This is a genomic window from Cryobacterium sp. HLT2-28, from assembly GCF_004402495.1.
In the GTDB taxonomy this organism is placed as follows: domain Bacteria; phylum Actinomycetota; class Actinomycetes; order Actinomycetales; family Microbacteriaceae; genus Cryobacterium; species Cryobacterium mannosilyticum.
Genome location: NZ_SOFH01000022.1, coordinates 43,491 through 60,217, shown reverse-complemented (window position 1 = coordinate 60,217; position 16,727 = coordinate 43,491). Strand labels below are relative to the sequence as shown.

Annotated in this window: 17 protein-coding genes; 7 read left to right on the top strand and 10 right to left on the bottom strand. The window is 68.5% G+C overall.

All coding sequences use genetic code 11. The annotated features are described in order from the left end of the window. Nucleotides 1-5: 5 nt before the first annotated feature. On the top strand, nt 6-893 hold the full coding sequence (locus E3O48_RS11095) for an aminodeoxychorismate lyase (RefSeq protein ID WP_134538835.1): 888 nt from the start codon (nt 6-8) through the stop codon (nt 891-893). A gap of 25 nt (nt 894-918) precedes the next feature. Here E3O48_RS11095 and pstB read toward each other — a convergent pair whose 3' ends face one another. From pstB to E3O48_RS17765, 8 genes are all read right to left on the bottom strand, one after another. After that, entirely contained in the window at nt 919-1,698 is a 780-nt protein-coding gene (gene pstB, locus E3O48_RS11090) for a phosphate ABC transporter ATP-binding protein PstB (protein ID WP_134506797.1), read from the bottom strand. A 38-nt stretch (nt 1,699-1,736) separates the two neighbouring features. After that, nucleotides 1,737-2,825, bottom strand: coding sequence for a phosphate ABC transporter permease PstA (gene pstA, locus E3O48_RS11085; RefSeq protein WP_134538833.1), 1,089 nt, complete (start codon nt 2,823-2,825; stop codon nt 1,737-1,739). Continuing rightward, complete coding sequence (gene pstC, locus E3O48_RS11080) at nt 2,825-3,769, bottom strand: phosphate ABC transporter permease subunit PstC (RefSeq protein WP_134538831.1); 945 nt, start codon at nt 3,767-3,769, stop codon at nt 2,825-2,827. The genes pstA and pstC overlap by 1 nt, the downstream gene beginning before the upstream one ends. A gap of 135 nt (nt 3,770-3,904) precedes the next feature. Further along, nucleotides 3,905-4,993, bottom strand: coding sequence for a phosphate ABC transporter substrate-binding protein PstS (gene pstS / locus E3O48_RS11075; RefSeq protein WP_134538829.1), 1,089 nt, complete (start codon nt 4,991-4,993; stop codon nt 3,905-3,907). A 172-nt stretch (nt 4,994-5,165) separates the two neighbouring features. After that, complete coding sequence (locus E3O48_RS11070; RefSeq protein ID WP_134538827.1) at nt 5,166-6,104, bottom strand: NUDIX domain-containing protein; 939 nt, start codon at nt 6,102-6,104, stop codon at nt 5,166-5,168. Then, entirely contained in the window at nt 6,101-8,275 is a 2,175-nt protein-coding gene (locus E3O48_RS11065; RefSeq protein WP_134506807.1) for an RNA degradosome polyphosphate kinase, read from the bottom strand. Before E3O48_RS11065 ends, E3O48_RS11070 begins: the two co-directional genes overlap by 4 nt. 57 nt (nt 8,276-8,332) lie before the next feature. Further along, nucleotides 8,333-9,268, bottom strand: coding sequence for a mycothiol synthase (gene mshD, locus E3O48_RS11060; RefSeq protein ID WP_166788680.1), 936 nt, complete (start codon nt 9,266-9,268; stop codon nt 8,333-8,335). After that, the gene (locus tag E3O48_RS17765; protein ID WP_134538823.1) at nt 9,243-9,935 is read right to left on the bottom strand and encodes a response regulator transcription factor; all 693 of its coding nucleotides are present in this window, start codon (nt 9,933-9,935) and stop codon (nt 9,243-9,245) included. Before E3O48_RS17765 ends, mshD begins: the two co-directional genes overlap by 26 nt. A 72-nt stretch (nt 9,936-10,007) precedes the next feature. Here E3O48_RS17765 and E3O48_RS11050 point away from each other — a divergent pair, with 72 nt between their 5' ends. The 4 genes from E3O48_RS11050 (at nt 10,008) to E3O48_RS11035 (ending at nt 13,123) form a co-directional block, all read left to right on the top strand. Beyond that, nucleotides 10,008-10,271 (top strand): hypothetical protein, encoded by a 264-nt coding sequence (locus E3O48_RS11050; RefSeq protein WP_134538822.1) that lies wholly within the window; start codon nt 10,008-10,010, stop codon nt 10,269-10,271. Nucleotides 10,272-10,421: 150 nt separating this feature from the next. After that, nucleotides 10,422-11,036 (top strand): FABP family protein, encoded by a 615-nt coding sequence (locus E3O48_RS11045; RefSeq protein WP_134506815.1) that lies wholly within the window; start codon nt 10,422-10,424, stop codon nt 11,034-11,036. 21 nt (nt 11,037-11,057) lie between these two features. Beyond that, nucleotides 11,058-12,221, top strand: coding sequence for a folate-binding protein YgfZ (locus E3O48_RS11040; protein WP_134538820.1), 1,164 nt, complete (start codon nt 11,058-11,060; stop codon nt 12,219-12,221). 149 nt (nt 12,222-12,370) lie between these two features. Beyond that, the gene (locus E3O48_RS11035; protein WP_134506819.1) at nt 12,371-13,123 is read left to right on the top strand and encodes a phosphoglyceromutase; all 753 of its coding nucleotides are present in this window, start codon (nt 12,371-12,373) and stop codon (nt 13,121-13,123) included. An 86-nt stretch (nt 13,124-13,209) separates the two neighbouring features. Here the strand turns inward: E3O48_RS11035 and phoU are convergent, their stop codons facing one another. Then, nucleotides 13,210-13,878 (bottom strand): phosphate signaling complex protein PhoU, encoded by a 669-nt coding sequence (gene phoU / locus E3O48_RS11030; protein WP_134506821.1) that lies wholly within the window; start codon nt 13,876-13,878, stop codon nt 13,210-13,212. Between the two features lie 181 nt (nt 13,879-14,059). Between phoU and E3O48_RS11025 the strand changes: the two genes are divergently transcribed. Together E3O48_RS11025 and E3O48_RS11020 are read left to right on the top strand one after the other, a co-directional pair. Continuing rightward, a complete protein-coding gene (locus E3O48_RS11025; RefSeq protein ID WP_134538818.1) occupies nt 14,060-15,214 on the top strand; it encodes a cell wall metabolism sensor histidine kinase WalK in 1,155 nt (384 codons plus the stop codon). A gap of 64 nt (nt 15,215-15,278) precedes the next feature. Next, a complete protein-coding gene (locus tag E3O48_RS11020; RefSeq protein ID WP_134506825.1) occupies nt 15,279-15,959 on the top strand; it encodes a response regulator transcription factor in 681 nt (226 codons plus the stop codon). A gap of 140 nt (nt 15,960-16,099) precedes the next feature. Here E3O48_RS11020 and E3O48_RS11015 read toward each other — a convergent pair whose 3' ends face one another. After that, nucleotides 16,100-16,573: a hypothetical protein gene (locus E3O48_RS11015; protein ID WP_241982501.1), complete on the bottom strand. Its 474-nt coding sequence runs from the start codon at nt 16,571-16,573 to the stop codon at nt 16,100-16,102. Nucleotides 16,574-16,727: the final 154 nt, after the last annotated feature.

Genomic DNA, 16,727 nt, shown 5'->3' with positions numbered 1-16,727 from the left:
GGGGTATGACGCTGCCCTTCACCCTGCTGATCGACCCGGTTCCCGCGGATTCGCCCCGCACCGACTTCGCCGATACCTTCCACGAGATGGAATCGACCGCACCGGCGTTGCGGGTGGGCGAGCTGAGCACCCAGCGCGGTGACGGCATCTTCGAGACCCTCAGCGTGGTGAACGGCCACCCCCAGGAGGTCGAACCTCACATCAGCCGGTTGCGGAACTCGGCCGAGATCTGTGAGCTGCCTGTGCCCAACGCCGGGCAGTGGCGGGCGGCGATCGCCTACGCCGTGGACCGGATCCCCGGCGAGGGAGAACTCGCACTCAAGTTCGTGCTCAGCCGCGGCGTCGAATCGGGGCCGGCCCCGACGGCGTGGCTGCACGCCACGGCGGCGCCTGACTACCGCGCAGTGCGCGAGCAGGGCGTGCGTGTCGTCACCCTGGACCGCGGCTACCCGCGCGGGGTGGCCGAGCAGGCGCCCTGGCTGCTGATGGGCGCGAAGACGCTCAGCTACGCCATCAACATGGCGGCGATCCGCGAGGCGAAGCGCCGAGGCGCCGACGACACGATCTTCACCACCCACGACGGCTATGTGATGGAGGGGCCGACCTCGAGTGTGATCATCCGGTCGGGCGGCGCCTACGTCACGCCGGCGCCGAGCGGCGCCATCCTGCACGGCACCACCCAGCAGAGCGTGTTCGAGTACCTCGAAGCCGCGGGGGAGAAGACCGAGTACCGGGATGTCACGCTCGAGGAGCTGCGGAACGCCGAGGCGGTCTGGCTGGTCTCCAGCGTGCGCCTGGCCGTGGCCGTCACCTCCATCGATGGTGAGCCCTGCCCGACGGACCTCGACCTGACCCGGTCCCTCAACGGCTACCTCCTCGCCCGCACGGCCTGACCGCCTGACGGGTGTGGCGCGCGGGTCAGCCGAAGCGGCCGGAGACGTAGTCCTCGGTGGCCTGGATGCTCGGGTTCGAGAAGATCGTCGTGGTGTCGTTGTACTCGATCAGCTTGCCGGGCTTTCCGGTTCCCGCGATGTTGAAGAACCCGGTGCGGTCCGAGACCCGGGAGGCCTGCTGCATGTTGTGCGTGACGATGACGATCGTGTAATCGGCCTTCATCTCCTCGATCAGGTCCTCGATCGCGAGGGTGGAGATCGGGTCGAGGGCGGAGCAGGGCTCGTCCATCAGGATCACGTCGGGCTGTACGGCGATCGCCCGGGCGATGCAGAGGCGCTGCTGCTGGCCTCCCGAGAGGCTCGAACCGGGCTTGTCGAGGCGGTCCTTGACCTCCTGCCACAGGTTGGCGCCCTGGAGCGACTTCTCGATCAGGTCGTCCGCGTCGGACTTCGCCATCCGCCGGTTGTTCAGCTTCACGCCGGCCAGCACGTTGTCGCCGATCGACATGGTCGGGAACGGGTTCGGGCGCTGGAAGACCATGCCCACCTGGCGGCGCACGAGCACCGGGTCGACGCCGGGGCCGTACAGGTTGTTGCCGTCGATGAGCACCTCGCCCTTGACGTAGGCGCCGGGGATGACCTCGTGCATGCGGTTCAGCGTGCGCAGGAAGGTGGACTTGCCGCACCCGCTGGGCCCGATCAGGGCCGTGACGGTGCGAGGCTCGATCGTCAGCGACACGCCTTCGACAGCCAGAAACTTGCTGTAGTAGACGTTGAGGTCGTTGACTTCAATGCGCTTGGACATGCATTCCTTCGAGTTTGAGGCCAGCGGCCGGGTGGAGCCTAACGGCCGAGCTTGGGGGAGAAGAGTTTGGCGATCAGCCGGGCGAGGGCGTTGAGCAGCATCACGATCAGGATCAGCGTGAGCGCCCCGGCCCAGGCCCGGTCGAGGTAGGCCTGCGTGTCCGTGCCCTGGTTGGCGTACTGGGTGTACACGAACACCGGCAGGGTCATCATCCGCTCACTGAACAGGTTGTAGTTCATGCTGGCGGTGAAGCCGGAGATGATCAGCAGCGGCGCCGTCTCGCCGATCACGCGGGAGATCGAGATCATGATGCCGGTCACGATTCCGGCGAGGGATGTCGGCAGCACCACTTTGAGGATGGTCAACCACTTCGGCACGCCGAGGGCGTAGGCGGCCTCGCGCAGCTCGTTCGGCACGAGCTTGAGCATTTCCTCGCTCGAACGCACGACCACGGGAATCATCAGCACCGACAGGGAGATCGCGCCGCCGAAGCCGAACCGGATCCCGGGGTCGTTGAACAGGAGTGAGAACAGCGCGAACGCGAACAGGCCGGCCACGATCGAGGGGATGCCGGTCATCACGTCGACGAAGAAGGTGATCGCCCGCGCCAGCCGGCCTCGGCCGTACTCGGTCAGGTAGATCGCGGAGAGCAGCCCGATCGGCACGGAGATCACCGTGGCGAGGCCCGTGATGAACAGCGTGCCGATGACGGCGTGCAGTGCGCCGCCGCCGGCCCCGACGACGTTGCGCTGGGACGAGGTGAAGAAGGTCGGGGTGAGGAAGGCCGGGAGCCCGTTGATGACCGTCGTGGCGACGAGAGAGATCAGCGGGAGCAGGGCGATCACGAACGCGGCGGTGACGAGGGCCGTGACGAGCCGGTCCTTGGCTTTCCGCACGCCCTCGACGAAGTAGGAGAGCAGGTAGATCGCGATGCAGTAGAGCACCGTGCCGAAGAACAGGGTGCCCGCGACGTTGAAGCTCGTGCCGCCGCCGGAGAGCTGGACGATCAGGAAGACGGCGGCGGTGACCAGCCAGCTCGCCAGCAGCACGACGACCGCGGAGTACCGGGGCAGCTTGCCGGCGGTGAGCGAGTTGGTGAGGGGCGCGGCCACGGTGGTGGTGCTCATCAGTTCGCTCCAGAGAATGCCTTGCGGCGGTTGATGATGACCCGCGCGACCATGTTCACGGCCAGGGTGATCACGAACAGGACGAGGCCGGTGGCCAGGAGGATGTTCACGCCGGTGCCGTGCGCCTCGGGGAAGTTCAGGGCGATGTTCGCGGCGATCGTCGTCGGGTTCTGGGACGTGAGCAGCGCGAAGATGACCTGGGGGCTGGGTGAGAGCACCATGGCGACGGCCATGGTCTCGCCGAGGGCGCGGCCGAGGCCGAGCATGGACGCGGAGATGATGCCGGAGCGGCCGAAGGGCAGCACTGCCATCGCGATCATCTCCCAGCGCGTCGCGCCGAGGGCCAGGGAGGCCTCTTCGTAGAGCACGGGGGTCTGCAGGAAGATCTCCCGGCAGATCGCGGTGATGATCGGCAGCACCATCACGGCCAGCACGATCGACACCGTGAGGATCGTGCGTCCGGTCCCGGAGACGGGGCCGGCGAAGAGGGGGATCCAGCCGAACCATTCGACCAGGCTCGTGTAGAAGGGCTGCAGCAGCGGGGCGAGCACGCCGATGCCCCACAGGCCGAATACCACCGACGGCACGGCGGCCAGGAGGTCGATGATGTAGCCGAGACCCTGGGCGAGCTTGCGCGGGGCATAGTGCGAGATGAAGAGGGCGATGCCGATCGCGAGCGGGATGGCGATCAGGAGCGCGAGCAATGCCGACCAGAGCGTGCCGAAGGCCAGCGGCCAGACGTAGGCCCAGAAGTTGGCGGCGTCGCCGTTGAAGTCGGCGGGCGTGGCCACGAATGCCGGGAGGCTCTGCAGGAGCAGGAAGGCCGCCACGGCGGCGAGCACGGCGAGGATGAGGCTGCCGGCCACCACGGTCGCGGTCGAGAAGACGCGGTCGCCGGCTCGCTGGGGTGCCCGGATCGTGTCACGGGCAACGGTGGTGGTCATGCCGGGCGTCTCCCTGGAGTGGTGAGGTGCTGGATTGGGGGGAGGAGGTTCGAGCCGCTGGCCACAAACCTAAGTGTGCCCGGTCCCGGGGGCGCATGCAATGCGACTCCCGGGCCGGGCAGACTTCAGGCGGTGCTACTTGATGGTCTCGAGGACCGCGGCGACCTTGTCGGCCAGGTCGGCGGACAGCGGCGCTGCACCACCGGCGGAGGCGGCGACGGACTGGCCGTCGGTGCCGGCCATGTAGCTGACGTAAGCCTTGACGAGCTCACCCTGGGCCGGCTTGGCGTACTCGGTGCAGACGAGCGCGTAGCTCACGAGCACGAGCGGGTAGTGCGTCGGGTCCGTGGTGAGACGGTCGATCTTGATGGCAAGGTCGCTCGCGTCGCGGCCCTCGACGAGGGGCGAGTCGTTCACGACGGCGGCGGCGGCATCGGCCGTGTAGCCGACGAACTTGTCGCCGACCTTGATCTTCGCAACGCCGAGCTTGCCGGCCTTGGACGCATCCGCGTAGCCGATGGTGCCGGTGCCGTTGGTGACGGCGTCGACGACACCGGAGGTGCCCTTGGCGCCTTCACCGGTCTGGTACGGGAAGGGGTCGCCCGGCTTCTCGGTCCAGACGTCGGGTGCGGTCTGGTTGAGGTAGTCGGAGAAGTTCTTCGTGGTACCGGAGTCGTCCGAGCGGTGCACGGCGGTGATCGCCGTGGTCGGCAGGGTCGCCTTCGGGTTCAACGCGGCGATGGCCGGGTCGTTCCAGGTGGTGATGTCGCCCTTGAAGATCTTGCCGAGGGTGGCCGAGTCGAGGTTGAGGTCCTTGACGCCCTCGACGTTGAAGATGACGGCGATCGGGGAGATGTAGACCGGGAGGTCGACGGCCTTGCCGGTGGGGGCGCAGGCGGCGAACGTGCCGGCCAGCTCCTCGTCCTTCAGATAGGAGTCACTGCCGGCGAAGTCGGAGCCGCCGGCGATGAACGTTGCGCGGCCTGCGCCGGAGCCGGACGGGTCGTAGTTGACCGTGACGTCGGGGTTGGCGGTCTGGAACGCTGCGATCCAGGCCTCCTGGGCTGAGCCCTGGGCGGACGAGCCTGCGCCGGTCAGGGTGCCGGTGAGGGTGCTGGCGGCGTCAGAGGCGGCAGGTGCGGCCTCGTTCGCGGCGCAGGAAGAAAGTGCAAGAGCGGCAACGACGGCGATGACCGCGGGTCGGCCAAAACGCGTGAAATTCACAAGGATCCCTTTCGAGGGTTGACTGCAGAATTACTTGGGGCAAGGCAAAGGCCGGTGCTGGCCTCGGTGAGACCATATTCACCGCGATTAACGACACTCCCCCCGTCAGGTGAACGGGAGGTGAACGCGCGTCAACGAATCGGTCGGGCGGGCCGCCCGCCCACACGGGTGGCTACGCGGCGGGGGCGTGCGTTTCGATGGCGACGATGCCCGCGCTCGGATTCTCGGCCGAGAGGTGCACGACGGAGAAAGCCCCGGTGTCGAGGCTGGCGGCGTCGGCGACGAACGAACCGAAGGTGGTGCCGGTGGCGAGGGCGATTTCGTGGAGGATCTCGGGTAGCACGGGTCCGTGGCTGCAGATCACGGCGGACTTGCGCGAGCGCACCCGTTTGCCGATTCCGGAGCGCACGTCGGCGAGACCCTGCTCGTAGGCGTCCTGACTGAACGTCTCGGTGCGCTTGATCTGGATGCCGGTGGCGGCCGAGAGCGGCGCCACCGTGGTGACGCAACGGGTGGCGGTGCTGGAGATGATCCGGCGGGGGCGCCACGCGGCGATGGTGCCGACGAGACCGGCGGCCTGGGTGACCCCGCGCTCGGTGAGCGGACGGGTGCTGTCCGGCCCGTCCCAGTTGCCGGGCTGCACCGCCTTGCCGTGCCGGAGCGCGATCAGCGCGAAGGTGCGGGTGACGCCGGCGTCCACCAGCTTGGCGAACGCGTCGATGATCTCCACGTCGGGGGTGTAGCTGAGGTAGGTCCTGGCCTTCTTGATGGTGACCCACTCGATCGCGGCGACCTCGCCGTTGGGCACGAAGGTGGAGCGCTGGATCGCCTCCGGGCTCACCTCGGCGGCCCAGTAGTGCACGATCTTCTCTCGGCCGCCCGGCATCGCGTAGGTGGAGATGCCCAGCGGAACGCCGAGGGCCACCGCAAGCCCGGTCTCCTCTTCGATCTCCCGCACCGCCGTCTGCGGCAGTGTCTCGCCCGGATCGACCTTGCCCTTGGGAATGGTCACGTCGCCGTAGACCGTGCGGTGGATGAGGAGCACGTGCATCCTGCCCTCGATCAGGCGCCAGCACACGGCTCCGGCGGCGAAGACGGGCGACTCGGTCATCGGCGGCCCGTCGGACGCTTGCGGAGGGAGATCTGCTGCATGAGCCGGTTCTGCATGTCGTCGAGCGGATGCCCGGCGCCGTCGAGGTGGTGGCGCATCCACTCGCCCGTGCTGTCGAGCCACCACGACGCGGTGCGGTCGTCCATCGCCCGGTTGAACAGCGCATCGATCTCGCTGAGGTGTTCCGGGTCGACGAGGCGCACGAGCGCCTCGACCCGGCGGTCGAGGTTGCGGTGCATCATGTCGGCGCTGCCGATGAACACCTGCTGGTCGCCGGCGTTGTGGAAGGAGAAGATCCGCGAGTGCTCGAGGTACCGGCCGAGGATGGACCGCACCTTGATCGTCTCGCTCATCCCGGGGACTCCCGGCTTGAGGCTGCAGATCCCGCGCACCCAGATCTCGATCGGCACCCTGGCCTGGCTGGCCCGGTAGAGCGCGTCGATGATGGCCTCGTCGACCATCGAGTTGACCTTGATCCGGATGCCGGACGGCTTGCCGGCCAGCGCGGCCGCGGTCTCGTCGGCGATGCTCTTGAGCAGGGCGCGACGCAGGTGCAGCGGCGCCACGAGGAGGCGTTTGAACTTCTTTTCGATGGCGTAGCCGGACAGCTCGTTGAACAGCCGGGTGAGGTCCTTGCCGACCTGCGGGTCGGTGGTGAGCAGCCCGAGGTCCTCGTAGAGCCGGCTGGTCTTCGGGTTGTAGTTTCCGGTGCCGATGTGGCTGTAGTGGCGCAGCAGGCCGTCCTCGTTGCGCACGACGAGGGCGAGCTTGCAGTGCGTCTTCAAACCGACCAGGCCGTAGACGACGTGCACCCCGGCCTTCTCGAGCTTGCGGGCCCAGGAGATGTTGGCCTGCTCGTCGAAGCGGGCCTTGATCTCGACCAGGGCGAGCACCTGCTTGCCGGATTCCGCGGCGTCGATCAGGGCCTCGACGATGGGGCTGTCCCCGGAGGTGCGGTAGAGGGTCTGCTTGATCGCGAGCACGTTCGGGTCGGCCGCGGCCTGTTCGAGAAACGCCTGCACGCTGGTCGCGAACGATTCGTACGGGTGGTGCAGCAGGATGTCCCGGCGGCGGATGGAGCTGAAGATGTCCGGTTGCGCGTTGGGCTCGCCGGCCATCAGCTGCACCGCCGTGGTCGGCACGTGCTTGGCGTAGTGCAGGTCGGGCCGGTCGATCCGCAGGTCGAAGAGACCTCCGAGGTCGAGCGGGGCGGGCAGACGGTAGACCTCCTGCTCGGTCACGTCGAGTTCGCGGACGAGGAGGCCGAGGGTCACCTCGTCCATGTCCTCGGTGATCTCGAGGCGGATGGGCGGGCCGAAACGGCGCCGGAGGAGCTCCTTCTCGAGCGCCTTGATCAGGTTCTCGGTTTCGTCTTCCTCGATCTCGACGTCTTCGTTCCGGGTCACCCGGAAGACATGCTGTTCGAGGATGTCCATGCCGGGGAACAGGTCGCCGAGGTGGTTGGCGATGAGGTCCTCGAGCGTGATGAAGCGCACGCTCTCCACGTTCTCGCGCCGGTCGACCCGGATGAAACGGGGAAGCATGGTCGGCACCTTGAGCCGGGCGAACTCCTGCTTGCCGGTCTTCGAGTTGCGCACCCGCACGGCGAGGTTGAGGGAGAGCCCGGAGATGTATGGGAACGGGTGCACCGGGTCGACGGCCAGCGGCATCAGTACCGGGAAGATCTGGTTCGAGAAGTAGCCCCGAAGCGAGCGGTGGTCGGCCTCGTCGAGGGTGTCCCACTTGACGATGTCGATGCCGGCCTCGGAGAGCGCCGGGATCACCTGGTCCTGGAAGGCGTGCGCGTGCCTGGCCTGGAGCACGTGCGCCGCCGCGGAGATATCCGAGAGGGCGTCCTGGGGAGCTCGGCCGATGTTGGTGGGCACGGCGAGGCCGGTGAGGATGCGCCGCTTGAGCCCGGCGACCCGCACCATGAAGAACTCGTCCAGGTTGCTCGCGAAGATGGCCAGGAAGTTGGTGCGCTCGAGCACCGGCAGGTCAGGGTCTTCGGCGAGTTCGAGCACGCGCTGGTTGAAGGCGAGCCAGCTCAGTTCGCGGTCGAGGTAGCGGTCCGAGGGCAGGGCAGGGTCGTTCGTGCCGATCAGGGGATCGAAATCGTCATCGAAGTCCGTGCCGAGACCGGAGTCCGTCGGGATGTTGTCGCCGTCCATCTGTCCATCTTGACACCGAGTGCGGGGCCGAGGCGACGATCCGTCATGAACGGATGGCTAACGCGTGTCCCGGCGGTACTGCACGTCGACGGTGTGGTCGGCGAAACCGAGCGACCGGTACAGGTGCACCGCACCGGTGCTGTCCGCCTCGACGTAGAGCGCCGCGGTGGCGGCGCCCCGGGAGCGCAGGCGTTCCAGGCCCGCGAGCATCAGTCGGCGGCCGAGGCCCTGCCCGGCGGCATCCGGGTGCACACCGATGACGTAGATCTCGCCGACGGCATCGCCCGGCTCGATCTTGAGCCAGTTGTAGCCGAGGATGCGGCTGCTCGCCCGGTCGCGGGCGAGCAGGAAATCGCCCGCGTCGAACCAGGGCTCGGACTGCCTGGCCTCGAGGTCGGTCAGGGTGAGCGCTCCCTGCTCCGGGTGACCCGCGAAGACGAGGGCGTTCAGGGCCACCCACTCGGCGTCGTCGGTTCCGGGGAGGAAGGGGCCGATGTCCGTCGCGGCGCCCGGCGTGTCGACGGGCTCTGCCGCAGCGGAGGTGCCGCCGGTGCCCGCGGGGAGTGACATTCGCAGCTGCAGCAGGGTGCGGTCGGCGGTGAACCCGAACCGGGCGGCGAGGGCTCTGGCTCCCGGATGGTCACCGTGCGACCAGGCGGTCAGTTCCCCGGGCAGGCCGGGCAGCAGTGCCGTCAGCGCGGCGGTGGCGTGCCCGCGGCGCCGGCCGGCCGGCCGTACGACGAGGTCGAGTTCGCCCCGCCCGGTGACGACGGCGCCGACGGGGTGTCCGGCGTCGGAGAGCAGCAGCGGGGTACGCCGCCCGGCCGACACGTCGAACAGGGACTGCTCGTTGAACGGGTGGTAGCCGTCCGCCTCCTCGGCCTCGGCCGCGATGCGACGGAACTCCGCGGTGAACGCGGCATCAGCGAGATCGGGACCCTCCGCCGGTTCAGGCCCATCCTCCAGATCAGGCCCTGACCGGATGAATTCCACGCACACCGTCCTCTTCCGACACGTTGAACCGGTAACCGACGTTGCGCACCGTGCCGATCAGCGACTCCTGGTCGCCGAGCTTGGCGCGCAGCCGGCGCACGTGCACGTCCACGGTGCGGGTGCCGCCGAAGTAGTCGTAGCCCCAGACCTCGCTGAGCAACTGCTCCCGGGTGAACACCCTCGACGGGTGCGCGGCGAGGAATCGCAGCAGCTCGAACTCCTTGTAGGTGAGGTCGAGGGGCCTTCCATGCACCTTGGCCGAGTAGCTGGCCTCGTCGATGACCACGCCGGCGGCTCGGATGGTGGCGGTTTCCTCTGGCCGGGGGGCGCGGCCGATCGCGAGCCGGATGCGGGCGTCCACCTCGGCCGGGCCGGCCGCGTCGAGGATCACGTCGTCGACGCCCCAGTCGGCGCTGACCGCGGCCAGCCCGCCCTCGGTGATCACGAGCAGGAGGGGAACCGTGTTCCCGGTGGTGCGAAGAATCTGGCAGAGCGACCTGGCGGCGATCAGGTTGGTCCGGGCGTCGACCAGGATCGCGTCGGAGTCGGGCGCGTTGACGAGCTGGTCCGGCTGGGCCGGGATGATGCGTGTGCCGTGCGACAGCAACGCGAGGGCGGGGAGAACCTCACTGTTGGCCGCCGAGGTCAGGATCAACAACTGCGCCACGCGCACCCTCCAAGGATTGTGGCCCCATACTAGCGTGCCGCGAATGTGGCCTGGGCAGGGCAGAATGAGAGGGTGAGCTGGCAGTGGAAGAGCGTCGTGGTGGTCTGGCTGTTCGCGCTCGTCTGCGCGGTGCTGACCGGGCTGCACTCCTTCCCGGGCCAGGCGCTGGTCTGGATCGGGCTGTCCTTCGCCGGTTGCGTGATCGGAACGCTCTGCGTTCAGCTCGCGACGGGCCGCAAGGAAGGCTACGTGAACCGGGTCACGGTGAGCCTCGTCGGCGCCGTGGCCGTGCTCGCCGGTGCCACCGGGATCTTCGCCCTGGCCGGCCTCGCCTAGATTCGACCGCGGGCGGGCTAGAGTTGAGGCATGTCAACCCTCGCACTCGAAATCTTCTTCCTGGGGCTCCTCGCGCTGGCGAGCCTGTCGATCGCCTGGGTCTCCGGAATCGTCCTGTTCAAGCTGTTTCGGGGGCAGCGGTAACCTTCGATGTTCGAGCTTCCCACCCAGCTCCCGTCCGAAATCGTCCCGCTTTCGTGGCTTCTCGGCGTCTGGGAAGGCTCCGGCATCCTCGACTACGCCATCGGCGACACGTCGGTCAACCGGGAATTCGGCCATCGCCTGAGTTTCAGCCATGACGGCCTGCCGCACCTGAACTACAGCTCCTACACCTGGCTCGAGCCGGTGCCGGGCTCCGGCAGCGATGAGAAGACCCCGTTGATGACGGAGACGGGCTACTGGCGGCTGAGCCGACCGCAGGGGCCCGGCGACCCCGGCCCCGGCCTGCTGCCCGCCGAGGGCGAGCATCCGTTCGTCACCGCAGCGGCGGTCGAGACGCTCCGCAACGCCGACGGCGGGTTCGACATCGACGTGACCCTCGTGCACCCCGGGGGAGTGGCCGAGATCTACCTGGGCCAGGTGAAGGGCCCCCGGATCGACCTGGCCACGGATGCCGTCATGCGCACGCAGGGTGCCAAGGCGTATTCGGCGGCCACCCGGTTGTACGGCCTCGTCGAGGGCCATCTGCTCTGGGCCTGGGACATCGCGGCGCTGGGCCAGCCGCTCCGCACGCACGCCTCCGGCCGGCTCAAGCGGGTCGAGTAGAGATTTAAGGAAAGAGCAACCATGAGCCCGGCACCCGTGTCCCCCCTCCTCGAACTCGACGGCGCCGTGCAGGCGGACGGCCTCGACGCCGGTGTCGCCGCGCACTACGGCAACCCGATGATCGAGCAGCGCCGGCTGCTGGCCGGCGAGGCCGTCGTCGACCTCTCCAACCGCGGCGTGCTCGGCGTGGCCGGGCCCGACCGGCTGACCTGGCTCAACTCGATCTCCAGCCAGGAACTGCGCAGGCTCGCCCCGGGAGAATCGACCGAGACGCTGCTGCTCGACCCGAACGGCCGGATCGAATACGCGATGGCCGTCGTGGACGACGGTGTGGAGACCTGGCTGATCCTGGAGGCCGGCGAGCTGCCCGGCCTGCACGCCTGGCTCGACAGAATGCGCTTCACCCTGCGCGTGCAGGTCGTCGACCACAGCCTGGCCTACGCGGTGATCGGCACGATGGCGGCCGAACCGGCGGCCGTGCACCTGGTCCCGGCCGCACCGAACGGTGTCGCGCTGGCCTGGCGGGACCCCTGGAACACCGTCGGCAACGGCGGATTCCAGTACGCCGACGCCCCGGCCCATCCCGCCGCGGACTGGCACTGGACCGAGGCGCTCGTGCCCCGCGACTGGCTGCCTGCGCTGCGCGACGCCGTGCGGGCAGGCACGGTCGCCGCCGCCGGCACCCTGGCCCTCGAAGCGCTCCGGATCGCGGCCTGGCGCCCACGCCGGGCCACCGAGGTCGACGAGAAGACCCTGCCGCACGAACTGGACTGGCTGCGCAGCGCCGTGCACCTGAGCAAGGGCTGCTACCGCGGCCAGGAAACCGTGGCGAAGGTGCACAACCTCGGCCACCCGCCGCGCCGGCTCGTGCTGCTCCACCTGGACGGGTCGGACGCGGTGCTGCCCGTGCACGGTGACGAGGTGCAGGCGACGAAGAAGCTGGCGGACGGTGAGACGGAGCGGCGCGCGGTCGGCGTGATCACCTCGAGCGCCCGGCACCACGAGCTCGGTCCGATCGCCCTCGCGGTGATCAAGCGCACCGTCCCGGCCGACGTCACCCTGCATGTTCAATCCCAGGGGATCTCCGTGGCGGCGGCCCAGGAGGTCATCGTGCCGCAATCGGCCGGCTCCGTGGCGGAGATTCCCCGCCTGCCGCGGCTGGGCATCCGCACCCCCGGTCGCTGACCGGCCGTCGGCCGCGACAGTCCCCACGCGAGCGCGCCACTTGCGCCGTCGCGCTCCAGGCACGCTTGGCGCGCAACGGCGCTCCAGGCGCTCTCAGTCTCGGTCCGGGCCGACCCGCCCCGACCCGGCACCTCGGTAGAGTTGAAGGCATGTCAGAAACATACAATCTCATCCTTCTCCGCCATGGCCAGAGCCTATGGAACCAGGAAAACCTCTTCACCGGCTGGGTGGACGTGAGGCTCAGCGAGCAGGGAGCGACCGAGGCGCGCCGCGCCGGCGAGCTCATCGCCGAATCGGGTCTCCTGCCCGACGTGCTGCACACCTCATTACTTACCCGTGCAATCCAGACCGCGAACATCGCGCTCGAAGAGGCCGACCGGCTCTGGATCGACGTTAAGCGGTCCTGGCGCCTGAACGAGCGCCACTACGGCGCGCTGCAGGGACTCGACAAGGCCGAGACCCTGGCCAAGTTCGGCCCGGAGCAGTTCCAGCTGTGGCGCCGTTCCTTCGACGTGCCGCCGCCCGTGCTCGCCGACGATTCCCCCTGGTCCCAGGCGCACGATCCCCGTTACGCCGGCCTCGGCGACCTCCTCCCGCGCACCGAATGCCTCAGCGACGTCGTCGACCGGATGCTGCCCTACTGGGAGTCCGACATCGCCACCGACCTGCGCGCCGGCAAGACCGTGCTCGTCACCGCCCACGGCAACTCGCTGCGCGCCCTGGTCAAGCACCTCGACGGCATCTCCGACGCCGACATCGCCGAGCTGAACATCCCGACCGGCATCCCGCTGGTCTACCGCCTCGGCGAAGACCTCATGCCTCTCGGCCCCGGCACTTACCTCGACCCCGAGGCCGCCGCAGCCGGAGCCGCGGCCGTCGCCGCCCAGGGCGCCAAGAAGTAGCCTTCCCTCCCCAACCGATCGAACGAGAAAGCCCCGGAAGCAATCGCTTCCGGGGCTTTCTCGTTCGGGGACTGCGGCGGCCGGTATCAGCCGGAGTGCGCCGCGCCGGTGTTCTGCTGCCAGGCGCCGGTACCGAGGTACTGCACCTTCTTCGCGATCGAGACGGCGTGGTCCGCGAACCGCTCGTGGTAGCGGCTGGCCAGGGTCGCGTCGACGGTGTCGGCGGCCTCGCCCTTCCAGGTCTCACCGAGCACCGCGTCGAAGACGCTCAGGTGCAGGGCGTCGACCTTGTCGTCCTCGTTGCGGATCGTCTCGGCCAGCACCATGTCCTCGTTGGTGAGGAGCTCGGTGAGCATGTTCGCGATCGCCGTGACGAGGCTGCCCATCTCGGCGAACGTGACGCGCAGGCTCTTCGGCACGACCTTGTCGGGGAAGCGATAGCGGGCCAGCTGGGCGATGTGGGTCGACAGGTCGCCCATCCGCTCGAGCGATGCGCTGATGCGCAGGGCGCTGACGACGATGCGGAGGTCGCGGGCGACCGGCTGCTGCCGGGCGAGGATCGTGATCGCGAGTTCGTCGAGCTCGATCGTCAGTTCGTCGATCTTGTCGTCTTCGCTGATCGCCTCGTCGGCCAGGCTCACATCGGACTCGTTGAACGCCCGGGTCGCCTTGTTGATCGAGATCGCCACGAGACGGGAAATCTCCACGAGACGGTCCTGGACTTCGGCGAGCTCCTGTTGAAATACTTCACGCATAAGTGTGTGGTCCTTCCTGGGCGCGCGTTACGCGCAGACACGTGAGACCCACCTGGCCCCCAGCGAATCATGCTGGACCGAGGTTAACGGCAGGTGCCGTGGGCTTGAACACTTCCTAAAGTAGCTTGCGCTCGGCGGTCGCGCGTCAACCGGCCCGATTAACTGTCAGTAATCTGGCTAAATGGAATCGACATGGCTTGTGCTGGTGTCGCTGGCACTCGGCCTGGCCGTCGGTGCCGGCTTCGTCACCCTGTTGCACGTTGCCGAACGCCACGGCCGTCGCGCGGCCGAGGTGGTGAACCCGGCGGTCCCCGACGGGATCGACCAGGTGCTCGACGCCCTCGAAAGCGCGGGGGCCGTGCTCGACCCGTCCAACAATGTCATCAAGGCGTCACCGGCGGCAGTGTCGATGGGCCTGGTCTGGAACCAGCAACTGGTGCATCCGGAACTGCTCGAGTTGGCCAGGCGGGTTCGCCGTTCCGGCGATCCGATCTCCGAGAACCTGATCCTCTCCCGCGGCCCGTTCAACGACGCGAGCATGCGGGTGCGGGTGCGGCTGGCCCGGCTCGGCACCCGGTACGTGCTGATCCTGGCCGAGGACCGCACCGAGGCCTTCCGGCTCGACGAGGTGCGCCGCGACTTCGTCGCGAACATCAGCCACGAGTTGAAGACGCCGATCGCCGCGGTCGGACTGCTCGCCGAGGCGCTCGACCAGGCAGCGGATGAACCGGTGCAGGTTCGGCGGTTCGCCAACCGGTTGACCACAGAGTCGGGCCGGCTCACCCGGCTGACCCAGGAGATCATCGAACTCTCCCGGCTTCAGGCCCAGGATTCGCTCTCCGAACCGGAACTGCTCAACGTGGACGCGGTCGTCTCTGCCGCCGTCGACCAGAGCCGGGTGGTGGCCGACGCGGCGCGGATCACCATCGCCGTCGGCAAGAAGTCCGGCGCGGAGGTCAGCGGCGACGAACGCCTGCTCGTGATGGCCGTGCACAACCTGGTCGCCAACGCCGTGCACTACTCGCCGGAGGGTTCCCGGGTCGGGGTCGGGGTGCGTCGCCACGACGGCGTGGTGGAGATCACCGTCACCGACCAGGGCGTCGGGATAGCCGAGGCAGACCTGGAGCGCATCTTCGAGCGCTTCTTCCGGGTCGACCAGGCCAGGTCCCGGCACACCGGCGGGACCGGCCTCGGCCTGTCGATCGTCAAGCACATCGTGCAGATCCACGGCGGCGACATCCGCGTCTGGTCACAACCCGGCAGCGGGTCGACTTTCACCATCCGCCTCCCCGAGGCGCCCCAGCCCGCCCCACTGACGACAGGAGAGGCACAGTGACGCATGACGCGGTGACGCACTGCCCGGTGGCTCTCCTCCAGCAGAGTGAAACAGGAGATCCACAGTGACGCACATCCTTCTGGTCGAAGACGAGCAAGCCCTGAGTGAGCCGCTGAGCTTCCTGCTCGAGCGGGAAGGCTACGAGGTCACGGTGGCCGAGGACGGCCCAAGCGCCATCCGTGAGTTCGACCGCACCGGGGCCGACCTCATCCTGCTCGACCTCATGCTGCCCGGCATCCCGGGCACCGAGGTCTGCCGCGAGATCCGCACCCGGTCGACCGTCCCGATCATCATGCTCACCGCGAAGGACTCCGAGGTCGACATCGTCGTCGGGCTCGAGCTGGGCGCCGACGACTACGTCACCAAGCCGTACTCGACGAGGGAACTGCTCGCGCGCATCCGGGCCGTTGGCCGCCGGCGCACCGAGGTGGAGCTCGAGGATGACAGCGTCCTCACCGCCGGCACCGTGAGCATGGATATCGAACGGCACACCGTGTCCGTCTCCGGCGAAGTTGTGAACATGCCGCTCAAGGAATTCGAACTGCTCGAGTTCCTCCTCCGCAACGCCGGGAGGGTGCTCACCCGCGGGCAGCTGATCGACCGGGTGTGGGGCACCGACTACTTCGGTGACACGAAGACGCTCGACGTGCACATCAAACGCATCCGCTCACGGATCGAGTCCACGCCGTCCGAGCCGACCATGCTGGTCACCGTGCGGGGGCTGGGCTACCGCTTCGAGGCCTGACCGTCGCCCGGCCGCTGGTCCGCGCGCCCGCTTCCGCAGCCCGCGGCCGCCGCCGCCGAGGGCTGCGGAAACCGGCGCGGGCTCGCGCAACGCCCGCCGACTCCACGCCTGGCCGGGGCCCGGCGGCAATGCCGGCCGGGCTACGGCGTGGGCGTGGGCGTCGCCGTGGGAACGAGCGTCGAGTACTGGCCGAGGGAGCCGTCGAGCACCGGCACGAGGAGCTCGACGCCGGTTTCGTTGCCGTACTGGAAGAAGACCGGGAACAGCGAGCCAGGCTGGGCTTCGATGGCCTCCAGGGCGACGACCGGGGAATCTTCGGTGCCGAAGGCGGTCGTGGAGCCGGCCTTCACGGTGACCTTCTGGGTGACCTTGCCGGAGTCGCCGGTGAACTGCACGCTGAGGCTGTGCGCCGAGTCGCTCGAATTGACGACCGTGACGAGGAGGCTGCCCGTCGTGCCGTCGTTCGAGAGCACGATCGCGTTGCGGATGGCCAGGTCGCCCACGTCGCCGCTCACGCCGTCACTGGCGTCGTAGCGCTTGGTGGTCGACTGCGGTGCCAGGAGGTTGCAGCCGCTGGTGCCCAACAGGACGCCGGCCGCCAGAACGACAGACACTAAGACTCGAGCCCTCACAAGACCTCCACAACAGTTCGGTGATCCGCCCAGGCGGAGCACCGGAAATTTGGCTTTGAGCCTAGCCTACTGGTCGCCCGCGGCCCGGCGAGCGGCGGCAATTCGCGCGGCGAATCTTACCACCGTCAGCTGTGGT